This window comes from Planomonospora sp. ID67723, assembly GCF_015711605.1.
Classification (GTDB): Bacteria; Actinomycetota; Actinomycetes; order Streptosporangiales; family Streptosporangiaceae; genus Planomonospora_A.
The window spans coordinates 1948300-1963244 of sequence record NZ_JABTEZ010000001.1 but is presented as its reverse complement, the minus strand read 5'-3'; the positions used below and the strand labels follow the sequence as shown (position 1 = coordinate 1963244).

The window sequence follows — 14945 nt, the reverse complement described above, 5'->3', positions numbered from 1 at the left end:
CCCTCCTTTGCCGCGAACATCTCTTCCCAGGCGGCCTCCGGTCGCTAGGTTGGATCAGGGTGCCCGACCCCCCGAGGAGAGCGGCGATGCGGATCATGCTCACCGTGCTCAGCGAGCACGCCGACCGCGATGTCATGGTCGAGGGTGACGAGACGACCACGGTGGCGCGCCTGGCGGAGGCGCTCGCCGGGCAGACGGGCGAACGGCCGAGCAACGTGGTGCGGCTGACCCGCAGCAAGGCCCCCTACGGCCTGGGAGAGACCGCCGAGACCCCGTCCCTGTGGCTGGACGGGCGCGAGCTCCCGCCCGAGGCCCCCGCACTCGGCCTGCTGCGCGACGGCGACCTGGTGACCCTGGACCGCCGTCTGGCCGCCGCGACGCTCGCCGAGGAGCCCGGAGGCATCGTGGAGGTCCGGGTGGTCGGCGGGCCCGCCGCCGGGTCGGTGCACCGGCTCAGCCTCGGCGTCCACGTCATCGGTTCCGGTCCCGCCTGCGCGGTGGCCGTCCACGACCCCCTCCTCCCGGCCGAGGCCGCCGTGGTCAGGCTCACTCCCGACGCCATCACCGTGGAGCCCGCGGCGGCCGCCGCGCCGACCGTGGCCGAGCTGGACGGCCGGCCGCTGGAGACGGCCGTGGACTGGCCCGAGCACGCCCTGCTGACCTGCGGCTCCTCAGTGCTGACGCTGAGGGCCGTGGAGCCGCCGGACGCCCATCTGGACGCCCAGCCCGACGGCGGGCTCTCCTACAACCGGCCGCCCCGGCTCCGGCCGCCGGAGAACCGGCGGCGGCTCGAGGTCCCGGCCGAGCCGGTCCGGGCCGAGACCATGCGGTTGCAGTTGCTGACCGCCCTCCTGCCCATGGGAGTGGGGCTGGCCCTGGCCTGGGTGCTCCAGATCTGGTACTTCCTGCTGTTCGCCCTGATGAGCCCCTTGATCATGTTCGGTCAGTGGTGGAGCGACCGGCGGCACGGCCGCAAGCGCTACCGCCAGTCGATGAAGGACTACCGCGAGCGCATGGCTGCCTTCGAAACCGTCGTGGAGCGGGCCCGCGCCGCCGACGAGACCGCGCGCCGGACCGCCGCGCCCGACCCCGCGGAGGTGCTGCTCACCGCGACCGGCCCCCGGCGGCGGCTCTGGGAGCGCCGCGACCACGACGCGGACGCGCTCCGCCTCCGCCTCGGCCTCGCCGACCTCCCCGCCGACCTGGAGTTCGTTCCGGAACGCGGCGCCCCGATGGACGCCCCCGTGCCCGCGCCGCCGACCTGCCGGGCGGTGCCGGTGGCGCTGGCGATGCGGCGGCTCGGGGTGGCCGGGCTGACCGGCCCTCGACAGAGCACCGCCGGCCTGGCCCGCTGGCTGGTGGGCCAGGCCGCCGCCCTGCACAGCCCGCGGGACCTGGCGATCGTGGTGCTGTCGGCGCACGGTGACGGCGCGGAGCGCTGGAACTGGGTCCGCTGGTTGCCGCACTGCGCCCCGCACGGCGGCGAGGACTGCGTGGCGCTCGTCGGCGCCGACCCGGAGGCCGCGGCCCGCCGGATCGCCGAGCTGACCACGCTGATCGGGGAGCGCCTCGGCGAGGACGGCGCGCCGCTCAAGGCGGGGCGCTCCCCCGCGGGCTGGGGCGATCTGGGCGGCTGGGACGGCTCGGCCGCGCCGCGTGGGTCCGGGGAGTTCACCCCCGTCTACGACGAGCGCCCCCACGACGTGCTGGTGATCCTGGACGGCGCCCAGGTCCTGCGCGCGCTGCCCGGAATGCCCCAGGTGCTCCGCCAGGGCCCCCGCGCGGGCGTCTACACGCTGGCGATGGACGACGACCAGCGGCTGCTGCCCGAGGAGTGCGCCACCGTCGCCCAGGTGTCCCCGGACGGCCGGTTGCGGCTGCTCGGCGGAGGGCTGGACGGCCTCGGCGCGATCCTGGCCGACCAGGTCCCGGCCTCCTGGTGCGACCGGCTGGCCCGCGCCCTGGCCCCGATCCGCGACGTGAGCCGCGACGACCCGGGCCTGGCCCTGCCCGCCTCCGTCCGCCTGCTCGACCTGCTGCGGCTGCCCTCGGTCTCGGGCACGGCCCTCGCCACGCGATGGGGCCGGTCCACCGCGGCCGTCATCGGGGCCGGGCCCGACGGGCCGTTCTCCGTCGACCTGCGCGCCGACGGACCGCACGCGCTCATCGCGGGCACCACCGGCGCGGGCAAGTCCGAGCTGCTGCAGACGCTGATCTGCTCCCTCGCGGCGGCCAACCGGCCGGACGAGATGACGTTCGTACTGATCGACTACAAAGGCGGCGCGGCCTTCAAGGAATGCGTACGGCTCCCGCACACGGTCGGCATGGTCAGCGACCTGGACGGCCACCTCACCCAGCGGGCCCTGGCCTCCCTGGCCGCCGAGATCCGGCGCCGGGAGCGGCTGCTCCTGGCCGCCGGGGCCAAGGACGTCGAGGACTACCACGAGCTGCGCGACGCCCAGCGGGCCCGCGCTTCCAGGGATCTGATGGTCGCGGGGGGCTCCTCGCAGGTCACGCCGTTGCGAGGACGGGGAGAGGAGCTGGCGCCGCTGCCCCGGCTGGTGCTGGTGATCGACGAGTTCGCGGCGATGGTGGGCGAACTACCCGACTTCATGGCCGGCCTGGTCGACATCGCCCGCCGGGGCCGCTCCCTGGGCATCCACCTGATCCTCGCCACCCAGCGGCCCGGCGGCGTGGTCACGGCCGACATCCAGGCCAACACGTCGCTGCGGATCGCGCTGCGGGTGACCGAGGCCACGGAGTCCACCGACGTCATCGGACGGCCGGACGCCGCCCACATCCCCAAATCCGCCCCCGGCCGGTGCTACGTGAAGTCGGGGGCGGGAGCCGCGACGGCCGTGCAGACCGCGCGGATCGGCGGGCGGAGCCCGGGAGAGCACCCGGGCGGCCGGCAGGGACAACCCGCCGGGCGAGGCGGGACCAGGGCGCGGGTGACCGAGATCGGCTGGCGCGACCTGGGCCACCCGCCGGCCGCTCCGGAGGGGGGGATGGACGGCTCCCCCGTCACCGACCTGTCGCTGCTCGCCGACGCCCTGACCGAGGCGGCCCGTGTCGCCGGGATCCCCGCCCAGCCCAGCCCCTGGCTCGACCCGCTCCCCGACCTCGTGGTCGCCCCCGGACTCCCGGCTCCCTCGTCCGGCGCGGACCGCACGACCGGTGCGACGCCGCACCGGTCGGGCGGACCCCCGCCCGGCGGGGCGGGAAACGAGGAGGTGCCGCCGCTGGTGTTCGGGGTGACCGACCTGCCGTGGGCGCAGGACCGGCAGGCGCTGGCGCTGGACCTGGCACACGGCGGGCACCTGCTGCTGGCCGGGGCCGCGCGGAGCGGGCGCTCCACCGCGCTGCGCACGCTGGCGGGGGCGATCGCGGCGGGCGCGTCCCCCGAGGACGTGCACCTGCACGCGATCGACTGCGGGTCGGGGGCGCTGCTCCCGCTGGTGGCGATGCCCCACTGCGGCGCCGTCGTCACCCGTGACCAGCTCGACCGGGTGGAGCGCCTGCTGGCCCGCCTGCGGGCCGAGGTGGGCCGGCGCCAGCAGGTGCTGGCCGAGGCCGGATACGCGTCCCTGGCCGAGTTGCGCGCCTCGGCGGCCGCCGGGAGCGGCCGGCGGCTGCCGTGGCTGGTGCTGATGCTCGACCGGTGGGAGGGCTTCGTCGCCGCGTTCGAGGGCTACGACTACGGTCGGCTGATCGACTCGCTGCTGCAACTGCTGAGGGAGGGGCCGGCGGTCGGGCTCCGGGCCGTGGTGACCGGCGACCGCTCCGCACTGCTCGGGCAGATATCCACGGTCTTCGAGGACCGGCTGATCCTGCGCCTGGCCGACCCCGCCGACTACGGGCTGGCCGGGCTTCCCCCCAAGGACCTGCCCGCCGTCCTCGTCCCGGGGCGGGCGCTGTCCCTCGGCGAGCACGGTATGGCCGAGAGCCAGGTCGCCCTGCTCGACGCCGACCCCTCCGGGCCGGCCCAGGTCGCCGCCCTGCAGTCCCTGGCCCGTACGGTCCCCGCCCGGTTCCCGGGGACCGCCGCGGCGGGCGGGGGGAAGGAGACCACCGGACGCGCTGCGGGAACCGGCGGGGAGCCGGCCGGATGGGTCTGGGCCGGGGAGCCTCCGCTGCGGGTGGACGCGCTGCCGAGGCGGATCACCGCGGCCCAGGTCATGGACCTGGTGCCGTCGTTCGAGCCGCCCTCGCCGCTGTGGGCGCTGTTCGGCGCCGGAGGCGACGCGCTGGCCCCGCTCGGCGTCGACCTGCTCGCCCAGGGTCCCGCCGCGGTCGTCGCGGGCCCTCCCCGGTCGGGCCGCTCCTCGGCCCTGCTGACCGCCGCCCACTCCCTTCTCGCCCAGGGGACGCCGGTCGCCCTCGTCACCCCGCGACGCAGCCCGCTCTGCACGCTGGTCGACGAGCCCGGGGTGCTGGCCGTGCTCGACGCGGGCGGCGACCTGGACGGGGCCCTCGCCGGCCAGGAGCGCTACGTCGTGATCGTCGACGACGCCGAGTTGGTCTCCGCCGACTCACCGCTCGGCACGGCGCTCGAACGGGTGGTGCGGACCGGCCGTGACGGCGAGCACGGCGTCGTCATCGGTGGCGCGACCGGCGACCTGACCACCGCCTACCGGGGCTTCGCCGCCGAGGCCCGGAAGTCCCGCACCGGTCTGCTGTTGTCGGTGCAGAGCCCCGCCGACGGCGACCTGTTCACCGTCCGGCTGCCGCGCGGTGCGGTCGGCGGCCCTCCGGGCCGCGGGCTCCTGGTCGCCCTGGGCACGGTCACCCCGATCCAGACGGCGCTGCCCGGGTGATGGCGCCCCCGCCCTGACGACGCCCCGGACAGCCGTCATGGTGCCGCCCCCGCCTCTCACCGCGGGAACGACACCATGACGACCGGGTTCAGCGGGTGGCGGACTCGATGTTGCCGCGATAGGTGTTGATGACCCGGGAGGCCTCGGAGAGCTCCTCCGACATGCGCTGGAAGGCGGCGCGGTAGCTCTGCCAGGCCTCGCTGAAACGCTGGGCGCCCGGGCCGGTCCAGGCGGTGCCGACCTTGCCTGCCTCGCGGTCCAGGGCGGCCATGGTGGCCCGCACCTGATCGGCCTGCTGAGTGAACTGCGTGGCCATGTTCTGCATTTCCGCCGGGTCGCCGCCGAGCAAGCTGTGGCTCATGCCGCCTCCTTCAGAGTCGGTGTCAGGGGGGACGCCAAACGCACTCACGATAGGTGGGTAGATCAGTCCGATATCTGGGTTATACCTATCGGCTATGGCCACGGCTAGCTACCGTTGCTTTTTTTATGGATTTATCTCCATAGGAGGAGTCGCAAGTGATGCGGGAAATCGTGGTGACCGGCGGAGGCACCGGAATCGGATACGCCTGTGCCGCGGCGTTCGTCGCGCAGGGGGACCGGGTCACCATCACCGGCCGGCGGGAGCACGTGCTCAAGGAGGCGGCCGAGCGCCTGGGCGGCCCCGACCGGGTGGACTTCGTGGCGTTCAACGCGGCCAACCCGGTCGCCGTGGGTGAGGCGCTGGTCAGGCTCCCCGGCCGGGTGGACGTGCTGGTCAACAACGCGGGCGGCAACACCAACCTGGACCGCGCGACCGCCGGTGACGATCTGATGGACGTGGCCGAGAGCTGGTGGGCCAACCTCAACGCCAACCTGATGTCGGCCGTGCTGGTCACCAGCGCGCTGATCCCCCGGATGGCCGACCAGGGCAGGATCGTCACCATCGGCTCGATCGCCGCCAGGGGCACGGGCTCCGGCTCGTACGGCGCGGCCAAGGCGGCCGTGGAGGCGTGGACCGCCGATCTGGCCGCCGAGCTCGGGCCCCGGGGCATCACCGCCAACGTGGTCTCCCCCGGTCTGGTCGTGGACACCGGGTTCTTCCGGGGCCGCCTCACCGAGGAAGGTGTGCGGCGCCGGGTGGAGGGCACCAGGAACGGGCGTGCCGGCACGCCGGAGGACGTGGCGCAGACGGTGAGGTTCGTCTCCTCCCCGGAGGCGCGGCACCTCACCGGACAGGTCGTCCACGTCAACGGCGGCGCCTACCTCGGCAGGTAGGACCGTCCCGTTCCCGCAGGCGGGAGCGGGGCCGGGAGCCGCTCCGGGTCGTTTCGCCGGGCGGCCCGGACCGATCGCCGCCGGCGTCCGTCTCAGCCTGTGAGACCCCAGCGAGAGCGGGCGATCAGAGGGCGCTTACACTCCGTGGGAGGCCCGCCAGCCCCCCATGTCCGCCGTACTGAAGGGATTCACGTCGGTGCAGAAGGTCCTGATCGCCAACCGTGGTGAGATCGCCGTGCGGATCGCCCGCGCCTGCAAGGACGCCGGGCTGGCCAGCGTCGCCGTCTACTCCGACCAGGACCTGGACGCCCTCCATGTCCGCGTCGCCGACGAGGCGCACGCCCTGACCGGGCAGACCCCCGCCGAGACCTACCTCGACATCGCCAAACTGCTGCGCGTCGCCGCCGCGGCCGGGGCCGACGCGGTCCACCCCGGTTACGGATTCCTCGCCGAGAACGCGGAGTTCGCCCAGGCCGTGATCGACGCGGGCCTGACCTGGATCGGCCCGCCGCCCGCCGCGATCACCGCGCTCGGCGACAAGGTCCAGGCCCGCCACATCGCGCAGAAGGTCGGCGCACCGCTGGTCGCGGGGACAAAGGACCCCGTCTCGGGCGCGGAGGAGGTCGTCGCCTTCGCCGCCGAACACGGCCTGCCCATCGCGATCAAGGCGGCGTACGGCGGCGGCGGGCGCGGGCTCAAGGTCGCCCGCACCATGGAGGAGATCCCGGACCTTTACGAATCGGCGGTCCGCGAGGCCGTCACGGCGTTCGGCCGGGGCGAGTGCTTCGTCGAGCGCTATCTGGACCGGCCCCGGCACGTGGAGACCCAGTGCCTGGCCGACGTCCACGGCAACGTCGTGGTGGTGTCGACGCGCGACTGCTCGCTGCAGCGCCGCCACCAGAAGCTGGTCGAGGAGGCCCCTGCGCCGTTCCTGTCCCGGGCCCAGCTGGAGCTGCTCTACAGCAGCTCCAAGGCGATCCTGCGGGAGGCCGGTTACGTGGGTGCGGGCACGTGCGAGTTCCTGGTCGGCCAGGACGGCACGATCTCCTTCCTGGAGGTCAACACCCGCCTGCAGGTCGAGCACCCGGTCACCGAGGAGGTCTCCGGGATCGACCTGGTCCGCGAGATGTTCCGGATCGCCGACGGCGAGGAGCTCGGCTACGGCGACCCGGAGCTGCGCGGCCACTCCATCGAGTTCCGGATCAACGCCGAGGACGCCGGACGGGGCTTCCTGCCCGCGCCCGGGACCATCACGCGCATGACCGCCCCCTCCGGGCCGGGCGTGCGGCTGGACGCCGGGTACGAGGCCGGGATGACCGTGCCGCAGTCGTTCGACTCGCTGGTGGCCAAGCTGGTCGTGACCGGCGCCACCCGGCGGCAGGCCCTGGAGCGCGCCCGCCGCGCGCTGGCCGAGTTCGAGGTCGACGGCATGCCGACCGTCCTCCCCTTCCACCGGGTGGTCGTCGAGGACCCGGCCTTCGTCCCGGCCGACGAGAACGAGCCCTTCTCCGTGCACACGCGGTGGATCGAGACCGAGTTCGACAACACGATCGCGCCCTACGCCGGAGAGTCCGGTCAGGAGGAGGAGCCGGCCGAGCGCGAGCGGGTCGTCGTCGAGGTGGGCGGCAAGCGGCTGGAGGTCGTGCTCCCGGCCGGCCTCGGCACGGCGGGCGCGAGCCGTACCGCCCCGGCCTCGACCCCCCGGCGGCGCGGCGGCTCTGCGGCGAAGAAGGCGGTCGCGAGCGGAGACGCGCTCGTCAGCCCGATGCAGGGCACGATCGTGAAGGTCGTCGCCGCCGACGGGGACACCGTCGCCGCCGGGGACGTCGTGGTGGTGCTGGAGGCGATGAAGATGGAGCAGCCGCTCACCGCGCACAAGGCGGGCACGGTCACCGGGCTGGCGGCGGCCGTCGGGCAGACCGTCACCTCGGGCGCCGTGATCTGCGATATCAAGGATGCCTAATTCATGTCATCAGTAGGGCATTTCGTGGAATGTTCCTAAGTGATGGTTGGGCTCGGCAGCAGATACGGGTGTGAAGGAGATACGGTCGGATAGTAGGGAACTCTGACGTCCACTCATTCGTCCTAACTGGACGAAGGAGGCTATCTGCCGTGACTGCCACCCAAACCATGCCAGGTCGTCTCGGTGCCGCGATCATCGCGATGCTCGCCGGGGTGCTGGCCGTCTTCGTGATCGCTCCCACGGCTCACGCCGCGGCCCCCGACCCCGCCTCGATCGCCTCGCAACTGGAGAGCGGCGGCCGTTTCTACCACGACCCCGCCGCCGGCGTGCCCGGCGCCTCGCTGGACGCGATGCGCTCGGCGGCCCAGCGTGCCTCCAACGTCTACGTCGCGGTGCTGCCGAAAGGATCGGTCAAGGACCAGTCCGAGGCCCGGACCTTCCTCACGGCGCTGAACCGCGAGATCGGCGGCGAGGACGTCGTGGCGGTGGTCAACGGGACGCAACTGCTCTACAGCACCGACATCCCGGGGCTGAACCTGGACCGGGCCTTCCAGCAGGCCAAGCAAGAGTCGAAGGGCACGACCGAGGGCGTCGTCAACTTCGTGCGGCTGGCCGACGCCGCCGCCGCGAACCCCGGTGGCGCGGCCGCCCCCGAGTCCGGCTCCTCCGGGGGTTCCGGCCTGGGCGTGCTGATCGGCATCCTGGCCCTGGCCCTGGCCGGCGGCGGGGGCCTGTTCCTCTACTCCCGCAAGAAGAAGCAGCAGCGCGAGGCCCGCGAGGCCGCCGAGCTGGCCGCGGTCACCAAGACCGTGGACGAGGACGTCACCAAGTTCGGCGAGGAGATCACCGCGCTGGACATGGACGTCAAGATGCTCGCCGACGGAGGCGACCACCAGGAGGACTGGACCCGCGCCCTCGACTCCTACGAGCGAGCCAAGGCGGAGCTCGCGGCGGTCAAGCGTCCCGACGAGCTGCGCGGCGTGACCAGCGCGCTGGAGGAGGGCCGCTACGCCCTCGCCTGTGTGAAGGCGCGCGTCAACCACGAGCCGCTCCCCGAGCGGCGCTCGCCGTGCTTCTTCAACCCGCAGCACGGCCCCTCGGCCCGCGACGTGCGCTGGGCCCCGCCCGGCGGCGCGGTCCGCGACGTCCCGGCCTGCGCGGCCGACGCGGAGGCCGTCGAGCGCGGCTTCGAGCCGCAGACCCGCCAGGTCATGGTCAACGGCCAGTCCCGCCCCTACTACGACGCGGGCCCGGCCTACCAGCCCTACGCCTACGGTTACTACGGCGGCTTCGGCGACGTCATGACCGGCATGATGGTCGGCACGATGCTCGGCGGCATGATGGGCGGCTGGGGCATGGGCGGCTACGGGATGGGCTACGGCGCCGGCTACCAGGAGGGCGCGTCCGACGCCGGTGGCGACGCGGGCATGGGCGGCGGAGACTTCGGCGGCGGCTGGGGCGACTTCGGCGGCGGTGACTTCGGCGGGGGCGACTTCGGCGGCGGCGACTGGTAGCCGCACCGGCCACGGCCCGGAACCGGGCGGCGGGCGCGTTCCCCACGGGGAGCGCGCCCGCCGCGCTTCAGCTCCGGACGACCGAGGTGCTGTCGCGGACGGTCATGCGCGGTTCGAGGAGGGTCCCCTCGGGCGCGGTGTGGCCTTCGAGCTTGTCCATCAGCAGCCGTACCGCCTGGCGGGCGACCTCCTCGGCCGGGATGAGCACCGAGGTGAGCGCCGGGCTGGAGCGCTCCGCTATGTCGTCGGGGCAGATCGCGACCACCGCGACGTCGTGCGGCACCCGCCTGCCGTGCTGGCGCAGCGCCCCGAGCACGTGGTTGACCGCGGCCTCGTTGTGCACGACCAGCCCGGTCAGCCCCGGCCGCTCGGCGAGCAGCCCCTCCACGGTCGCCGCCACCTGCTCGAAGGTCTCCTCGCAGGGCAGCGCGACCCCGGTCAAGCCGTGCCGGGCCACGGCCTCGGTGAAGCCCTCCCTGGTCCTGCGGGCGAACCCGGTGCCCCGTTCGTAGACCACCGCGGGGGCGCCGAGCAGCGCCACCTCCCGGTGCCCGCGCTCGGCCAGATGCTCCACGCAGAGCGCACCCGCCCGGGCGAAGTCGAGGTCCACGCAGGTCAGCCCGGTGGTGTCGGCGGGAAACCCGATGAGCACACTCGGCTCGGCCAACCGGCGCAGCAGCGGGACCCGGGGGTCGTGGAGCTCCACGTCCATGAGCACCAGCCCGTCCACCAGCGCGCTGGCGGCGGCCCGGCGGATGCCGTCGGAGCCCTCGTCGGCGGTGAGCAGCAGCACGTCGTGGTCGTACTGCCGGGCGGCGGTGACCACGGACGTGGCGAACTGCATCAGCACCGGGACGTGCATCCCGGCCCGCAGCGGCAGCACCAGCGCGATCACGTTCGCCCGCCTGCTGGCCAGCGCCCTGGCTCCGGCGTTGGGGTGGTAGCCCAGGACGCGCACGCTGTCGAGCACCCGCCGCCTGGTGTCGGCGGAGATCGCCCGCTTCCCGCTGAGCACGTACGAGACGGTGCTCACCGCCACCCCGGCGTGCCGGGCGACCTCCGTGATCGTCACGGTCCGGCCACTCATGCCGTCTCCTTACCCGGGAACGGGGAGACCCCGTCGTCGGACGTCCTCATGCGCCCTCCACGGGCTCGGCTGCCTCGAAGGTGAGGTGGGAGACGGTGATCCCGGCGTTCTCGAACACCAGATAAAGATCGTGGACGCCGCGGGCCTCCGCAAGCGCGGCGCGGACGGGGGCGAGGTCGTACCGGCCGGCGCGGGGGACGGGGAGGGCCGCGGCGGCCGGGCCGTACAGGGGGTCGTCCAGCCGGAAGGTGAGCACGCCTCCCTCGGTGCTGGTGGCCCCGACCGTGCAGGCGGCCGCCCCGGCGCCGAAGTCGATCTCGCGGAAGACGATCCACGCCCCCTCGACGTCCGACCGCACGGCGTCGCCGGAGACCCGCGAGGCGTCTACGAGCGTCACGCCGTCGTACTCGTCGTGGGCGGCCGCGGTGACCGGGCCGGCGAGGGCGTCGCGCGGCGGGATGTGCTCGCCCTCGACGTGGAACGGCGCGCACAGCCGGATGTCGCGGGCGGAGCGGCCGATCATGATCTTGTGGGGTGCGTCCTCGACCACGAACCGGTCCCTGGTCACGTCCCAGAAGGCCAGTTCCCGGGTGTCGAGGGTCCAGGTGACCGTCTCGCTCTCGCCGGGCGCCAGCCGCACCTTCGCGAAGCCGCGCAGGCGGCGCAGGGGCTGCTTGACCCGGGAGCGCCGCTGGTGGGTGTAGAGCTGCACGACCTCCACGCCGGGCCGGGAGCCGGTGTTGGTCACGGTGGCCGAGGCGGTGACGGTGTCCCCCTCCACCGAGACGACCGGGTCGCCGTAGTCGAAGCTCGTGTAGGACAGGCCGTGACCGAAGGGGTACAGCGGAGTGCCCCGGTAGTACTGGTAGGTGGCGTCGGCGGCGATGATGTCGTAGTCGAGCAGGTCGGGCAGCTCGCACGCCGAGCGGTACCACGTCTGGGTGAGGCGGCCCTCGGGGTCGGCGTCGCCGAAGAGCACCTCGGCCAGGGCGTGGCCGTACTCCTGGCCGCCGTGCGAGGACCACAGCACCGCGGGCAGGTCCTCGGCCGACCAGGTCATCGGGTAGCCGCTGCTGATGACCATGACGGTCCTCGGGTTGGCCGCGCGCACCGCCGTGACCACGGCCTCCTGCGCCCGGGGCAGCGCGAGGTCGTGGCGGTCCTCGGTCTCGCGCCCGTTGACCAGCGGGTGGTCGCCCACCACGACGACCGCCACGTCCGCGGTCGCGGCCAGGGCGGCGGCGGCCTCCGCGCCGCTGACGACCACCTCCATGCTCAGCCAGGCCGCCGCGTCCGCGTCGTCCGTCAGCCGGAGGCCCCCGTCCTCCAGCCCGACGTACCGTCCGGTGGAGATGTGCCGCAGCGTGAACGTGCCGCGCGGCCGGTCCTCCAGCCGGAAGGTCTGGCGCACCTCCCAGCCGTTCGGCCCCGGCTGGTCGTTGACCAGCACGCCGGAGTCGTCCACGGACAGATGGCGTCCGGTGACCACGGCCCGCAGGGCGTAGGAGCCGCCGCCCCAGTCGAGCAGGTCGAACAGGCCCGGCTCCGCGCCGACCCCCAGCGCCCCGCCGCCGGGGTCGGCGACGACGTACCCCGCGGCGCCCCCGGCCTCGACGGCCAGCGTGATCCGGTCCACGGCCTCGCAGAACACGGTCTCGCACCGCTCGGCGATCCCGGCGCGCGCGGTCACGGCGTAGGGCAGCGTGCCGGAGTACCAGTCCTCCATGAGGGTGTCGCCGAGCTGCCCGATGACCGCGACCCGCCGCACGTCGCGCAGCGGAAGCAGCCCGTCGTTCTCCAGGAGCACGATCGAGCGGCGGGCGGCCTCGCGGGCCAGTTCCTGGTGCTCGGGACAGTTGACGACGGCCTCGGTGATGTCGTCGTACGGCGTGGCGGGGTCGAACTCACCGAGCCGGAACCGGACGGACAGCGCGTGCCGCACCGCCGTGTCGAGTTCCGCCTCCGCGAGCAGGCCCAGCTCCAGCGCCTCCCGGATATGCCCGAGCGTCGCCTCCGCGCGGTCGTCGTCCTGGGTGAAGCTGTCCAGGCCGGCCCTGATCGCGTGGGCGTAGGCCTCGGCCGGGTCCTCGTAGTACCCCTGCAGGCCGGTGAAGTTGCCGGGCGCGTAGGCGTCGCTGACCACGAGCACGTCGTCGGAGGCCCACTCCCGCAGCACCTCGTTGATCAGTGGGCTGAGGTGCGCCGGGCGGCCGTTGACGAGGTTGTAGGAGGGCATCACGGCCACGGCCGCGCCGTGCTCCAGCGCGGGCCGGTAGGCGGGCAGCTCGTACTCGTGCAGCACCCGGGGCGGCAGGTTGCTGGAGGTGACGCAGCGGTCGGTCTCGTTGTTGTAGCCGAGGAAGTGCTTGAGCGTGGGCGCGGTCTTGAGGATGGTGGGATCGCTCCCACGAAGGCCGGACGCGTACGCCGTCGCCATGACGCCGGTCAGCCAGGGGTCTTCGGAGTAGCCCTCCTCGTTCCGGCCCCAGCGCGGGTCGCGCAGCGGGTTGACCACCGGGGCCCACACGTTCCGCCCGGCTCCGGTCGGGTCTTTGTGGTGGAAGGCCAGGACCTCGTCGCTCGTCGCCTCGCCCACCCGCCGGACCAGTTCCGGCTCCCAGGTGCTGGCCAGCCCCACCGCCTGCGGGAAGACCGTGGCCGGGCCCAGCCAGGCCAGGCCGTGCAGGGCCTCGGTGCCGGTGCGGAACATCCCGACGCCGAGGCGCTCGACCGGAGCCTGGTACTGGTGGAGCAGCCCGATCTTCTCCTCCAGCGTCAGCCTGCCCAGCAGGTCGGCGAGGCGGGCGGGGAGCGGGAGCTCCGGGTCGCGGAACGGTTCGTTCATGGGGGACCATCCCTCTGGATGAGCGTCGAAGCGCTTCGACAACGGGCGGCTCGCGCCTCTCGTCGAAGCGCTTCGATAATCGGTCCGGAAAAGCTCCGCTCGTTACACGCGTGTTTCGAACGGAGCTTGTCCTGAAGGGTGCCCGGCTGTGAGGCCGAGGTCAAGAGAGACCGGAAAAGTCGTCGGTTTCCGGCTTGTCCGGCCGACGGGACACGTCAGGAGACACTGGGCAGGCGGCCGGAGTCGACCGAGTCGAGCACCCGGGCCGCACCGCCCAGGGCCGCCGCGTCGTACCCCAGGGTGGAGGCGACGACCCGGCAGCCTCCGGCCTCCGGGGCGATGGTGCGCCCGCGCATCTCCTCGGCGACCGCAGGCAGCAGCCACGGCGCGAGCGGCACGTAGTAGCCGCCCAGGATGACCACCTCGGGGTTGAGCAGGTTGGCCAGGACGGAGACGCCCTTGCCCAGGTGGTGGCCGACGGAAGTCAGGAGGTCGAGGGTACGGCGCTCGTCCGCGCGGGCCAGCCGTACCACCTCCTCCAGCTCGATCTCGACCTCGGCCGGGGAGAGTGCGGCGTGCTGCAGCACCGCGCCGATCCCGGCGACGGCCTCCAGGCAGCCGAGCCGCCCGCACCGGCACTCGGCGCCGAGGGGGTCGAGCTGGATGTGGCCGATCTCGCCGCTGTAGCCCCGTCCGCCCCGGCGCAGCCGCCCGTCCATGACGATCCCCGCGCCGACCCCGATCTCACCGGTCAGGTAGACGAGGTTGGCCGTCCCCGCCTGGGAGCCGAAGCGGTACTCGGCCAGGGCGGCGAGGTTGGCGTCGTTGTCGATCTGGACGGCGAAGCCGGGGTCGCGCAGGGCCTTGGCGAGGTCACCGGCCAGGTCGGCGTCGCGCCAGCCGAGGTTGGGCGCGATGAGCACCGTGCCGTCCGTGCCGACCAGGCCGGGCACCCCCACGGTCAGCCCCAGGACCTGGCGCTCCTCCTTGGCCATCCGGCCGGTCACCCGGCGCACGAGCGCCGCGACGGCGGCGACGGCCTGGCTGACCGTGCTGGTCGCGCCCGGGAAGGATCGCCGCCAGGACAGCAGCCGCTCCCCCGACAGGTCCACCGCGACCGCGGTGACGTAGTCGACGTTGATCTCGACCCCGATCGCGGCGTACGGCGAGCCGTCGAGCACGAGCATCGTCGCCGGGCGGCCCACCCGGTTCTCGGTCAGCCCGGTCTCGCGCACCAGACGGCGGTCGATGAGGTCGGCGACCAGGCTCGACACGGTCGCCTTGTTGAGCCCGGTGGAGGCCGCGATGTCCGCCCGGGAGCACGGCGCGTGCTCCCGCACGAACCGCAGCACCACGGCGAGGTTGGTGGCCCGGACGTCGGCGAAGTCGGCCGGCTGCGGGTTCGTCGTAGATGTGATCAAGGTCAATCCCGTCCTGATCGGCCCAGGTGATGTCCGTGGACGCC

The 14945-nt window shown here is 73.8% G+C and carries 8 protein-coding genes; 4 read left to right on the top strand and 4 right to left on the bottom strand.

Annotated features, from left to right (window positions below; genetic code table 11):
* Window positions 1–86 precede the first annotated feature (86 nt).
* Window positions 87–4817 (top strand): FtsK/SpoIIIE domain-containing protein, encoded by a 4731-nt coding sequence (locus HS041_RS09345; protein WP_196440075.1) that lies wholly within the window; start codon window positions 87–89, stop codon window positions 4815–4817.
* An 88-nt stretch (window positions 4818–4905) separates the two neighbouring features.
* Here the strand turns inward: HS041_RS09345 and HS041_RS09340 are convergent, their stop codons facing one another.
* A complete protein-coding gene (locus HS041_RS09340; protein WP_196440074.1) occupies window positions 4906–5178 on the bottom strand; it encodes a WXG100 family type VII secretion target in 273 nt (90 codons plus the stop codon).
* Window positions 5179–5336: 158 nt separating this feature from the next.
* On the opposite strand from HS041_RS09340, the gene HS041_RS09335 reads away from it, so the two are divergent.
* From HS041_RS09335 to HS041_RS09325, 3 genes are all read left to right on the top strand, one after another.
* The gene (locus HS041_RS09335) at window positions 5337–6071 is read left to right on the top strand and encodes an SDR family NAD(P)-dependent oxidoreductase (RefSeq protein ID WP_196440073.1); all 735 of its coding nucleotides are present in this window, start codon (window positions 5337–5339) and stop codon (window positions 6069–6071) included.
* 196 nt (window positions 6072–6267) lie between these two features.
* Complete coding sequence (locus HS041_RS09330; RefSeq protein ID WP_196440072.1) at window positions 6268–8034, top strand: acetyl/propionyl/methylcrotonyl-CoA carboxylase subunit alpha; 1767 nt, start codon at window positions 6268–6270, stop codon at window positions 8032–8034.
* A gap of 149 nt (window positions 8035–8183) precedes the next feature.
* Window positions 8184–9548 carry a hypothetical protein gene (locus tag HS041_RS09325; protein ID WP_196440071.1) on the top strand — a complete coding sequence of 455 codons (1365 nt, stop codon included), beginning with the start codon at window positions 8184–8186 and terminating at the stop codon, window positions 9546–9548.
* 67 nt (window positions 9549–9615) lie between these two features.
* Here the strand turns inward: HS041_RS09325 and HS041_RS09320 are convergent, their stop codons facing one another.
* The 3 genes from HS041_RS09320 to HS041_RS09310 all read right to left on the bottom strand — a co-directional run bounded on the left by HS041_RS09320 (window position 9616) and on the right by HS041_RS09310 (window position 14901).
* On the bottom strand, window positions 9616–10635 hold the full coding sequence (locus HS041_RS09320; protein WP_196440070.1) for a LacI family DNA-binding transcriptional regulator: 1020 nt from the start codon (window positions 10633–10635) through the stop codon (window positions 9616–9618).
* A 46-nt stretch (window positions 10636–10681) separates the two neighbouring features.
* Complete coding sequence (locus tag HS041_RS09315; RefSeq protein ID WP_196440069.1) at window positions 10682–13480, bottom strand: glycoside hydrolase family 3 protein; 2799 nt, start codon at window positions 13478–13480, stop codon at window positions 10682–10684.
* Window positions 13481–13695: 215 nt separating this feature from the next.
* A complete protein-coding gene (locus HS041_RS09310) occupies window positions 13696–14901 on the bottom strand; it encodes an ROK family transcriptional regulator (protein ID WP_196440068.1) in 1206 nt (401 codons plus the stop codon).
* Window positions 14902–14945: the final 44 nt, after the last annotated feature.